This window comes from Microbulbifer rhizosphaerae, from assembly GCF_014191725.1.
Lineage (GTDB): Bacteria > Pseudomonadota > Gammaproteobacteria > Pseudomonadales > Cellvibrionaceae > Microbulbifer > Microbulbifer rhizosphaerae.
Map to the genome: position 1 here is coordinate 1 of NZ_JACHWZ010000058.1, position 2,732 is coordinate 2,732.

Below are 2,732 nucleotides of genomic sequence, written 5' to 3' on the forward strand. Positions count from 1 at the left end.
GGCAGTACGCTCCGGCGCTGCGCGCCTCCGCAGGACGGCCTACGCTATGCGCTGCGCGCATAAGCAGCGTAGGCCGCCTCTGCTGGCAACGTTATTGTGGCTTGTTCTCTACTTTGCAAAGCGACTCTGCCAGCGAAAAACAAAGTTGAGATAGCAGGCAGTTCGGTAGAACCGTCTCTGCCAAATTGGAATCGGTGGCTCCGTTCCTATTGCCTTCGTTCATGGTAGTAGCGTTCGGAAAACTCAATCCAGTATCGTGGATTGCCACTAAGAAAAATTATCGGCTGGGGAAGTGCGGTATTCTTCCCTTCAGTAGTTGGCGGTGGCCCTCCGCTGCGCTACGGGCAAAGTGCCAGTAGCTGGCTCGGTGCCACGCCAACAATAACCAGGCCAAGCTGACGGACAACCTACGCAATGCGCTTCGCGCAAAAAGCGCTACGGTTGCCGCAGTTGGCAACGTTATGGTGGCTTGGCAAAAGTCTAAAAACTAGTGCCTAAGGAAGTTTCCTTGCTATTTGTGAGGCTCCATTTTGATGGCGCAGTGCACGGTTGCGGTTCAGCAGTTTCGTTCCTAGTGCCTTCGTTCTAGGGCGAGCGCCGCGGCAATTTCAAGCCAGCATTGCGGGTAAGCAGTAAGAAAATTCAGTGGTGCGGAAATTTTGGTATTCTTCCGCATCTTAAATAGGCGGTGGCCCTCCGCTGCGCTACGGGCAAAGTGCCGGTAGTGAGCTCGGAGCGGCGCCAGCCATAACCAGGCCAGGCAGTACGCTCCGGCGCTGCGCGCCTCCGCAGGACGGCCTACGCAATGCGCTTCGCGCAAAAAGCGCTACGGCCGCCTCTGCTGGCAACGTTAGCTGTCAGCACGTACAAAATATTCGTGCGTAATTTAAGTTACGCAAACAGGCACCAAGCGTAAGCCGTTCACGCACAGTGCCACAAAATACAAAATCGTTGCCCAATGTTTATCGCTGCTAAAGAACTTGGGCAAGGCATCGTGCCACCGGAAAGTTGTGCCAACCAAAGCAGTATCACGCGCTGATGCGGGCCAGCTGGGTGCGCTCCCGGTCGGGCACGAGGTTCGGGTAAAACGCACCACCAACGGTGGGCAGTACCGAAACGCTGTGTAAAATCGGTACTTTTCATCAACCAAGTTGCATTTGGTTGTTTCGTAAAAACAAAAAAGCAGCTAACAAGGCCATCTTGCCGGACATTTTGGTCGTTGCTTGAAAAACAGCAACAACCAAAATGCCGCAAATGGCGGCGTTATGGTGGCTTGGCAAAAGTCTAAAAACTAGTGCCTAAGGAAGTTTCCTTGCTATTTGTGAGGCTCCATTTTGATGGCGCAGTGCACGGTTGCGGTTCAGCAGTTTCGTTCCTAGTGCCTTCGTTCTAGGGCGAGCGCCGCGGCAATTTCAAGCCAGCATTGCGGGTAAGCAGTAAGAAAATTCAGTGGTGCGGAAATTTTGGTATTCTTCCGCATCTTAAATAGGCGGTGGCCCTCCGCTGCGCTACGGGCAAAGTGCCGGTAGTGAGCTCGGAGCGGCGCCAGCCATAACCAGGCCAGGCAGTACGCTCCGGCGCTGCGCGCCTCCGCAGGACGGCCTACGCAATGCGCTTCGCGCAAAAAGCGCTACGGCCGCCTCTGCTGGCAACGTTATGTTGCCGAGGAGTAAAACCCGATGAATGAAGCGTTTTCCGCTATATTTGGCCTCCTTATGGTCATGGTTTTTATCTGGTTTATTCTGTTGAAGGCGATATTCATTCGCCTTGAGAAAAATCATCAAGGAAAATACGAAGAAATGGGTAAGCCCAGTCTGTTCTGGAATAATTCCATGAAAACAGGCTTTGCAACTCTCAAGTTCATTGGTAGGCGTGAACACAAAGAGTTGAACAACCCCGGACTAAGCAAACTGTGTGATTTCGCTTTAATATTTTTTATTGTGTATCTAGTGTTGTTCTTTGGCTTGTTTTTTGGTGTGTTCAGCATGGTGGGCCCAGCAAGTGCAACATAACCAGGCCAGGCAGTACGCTCCGGCGCTGCGCGCCTCCGCCGGACGGCCTACACAACGCGCTTCGCGCTAAAAACGTTACGGTCGCCGCTGCTGGCGGCGTTAACTGTAGGTGCCGCGGTGAACGTAAAGGAATCCTTAAGAATTATTTTTAGAAGAGCTGAGTTAGCCATGGCTAAAGAGGATTCCTTGGGGTGTCCAGAAATGATTAATTTTTTCCTAGAAATAGAGAATGTACTTCGTGATAGGAACGATGATATCCAACTATTGGAAGAAGCATTTGTAGAGGATTTTGGTGTTAACCATGAATGTCCTTGGGAGCTTGCACAGCTTTCTATGTATCATCTAAGACTGCCTAAATTCCGAACATTCCTAGAAAAGAATCTTGATTTAGCAATTGGGCGTAATGACTGGCGTGCGATCCCTGTATTTAACTCAATCTTAGAAGCCTACAGAGATCCGTGGGATGACAAAGCCCTTTTCTATGAAAACAGTTAACAATGCGAGGCAGTTCGTTCCGGCCCTGCGGGCCTCCACCGGACAGCTCACTTTGGGCACTTTATGCGCAGGTCGCTTCGCTCCCATTTTCGCGCATAAAGTGCCCAAAGTAAGCTGCCGCTGCTCGCGGCGTTAAGGCGGCTTGTTCGGAAAAAATTTGAGCTCAGCGTAAGGTGAAATTCCTTGCCAATAGTGAGCATTCCAGCAACAGAGATTGTGCCAGGT

At 51.4% G+C, this 2,732-nt stretch carries 2 protein-coding genes; both read left to right on the plus strand.

The genetic code is table 11. The annotated features are described in order from the left end of the window. Positions 1–1,679 precede the first annotated feature (1,679 nt). Entirely contained in the window at positions 1,680–2,012 is a 333-nt protein-coding gene (locus tag FHS09_RS22390; RefSeq protein ID WP_183464111.1) for a hypothetical protein, read from the plus strand. A gap of 117 nt (positions 2,013–2,129) precedes the next feature. After that, a complete protein-coding gene (locus FHS09_RS22395) occupies positions 2,130–2,507 on the plus strand; it encodes a hypothetical protein (protein ID WP_183464113.1) in 378 nt (125 codons plus the stop codon). Positions 2,508–2,732 lie beyond the last annotated feature (225 nt).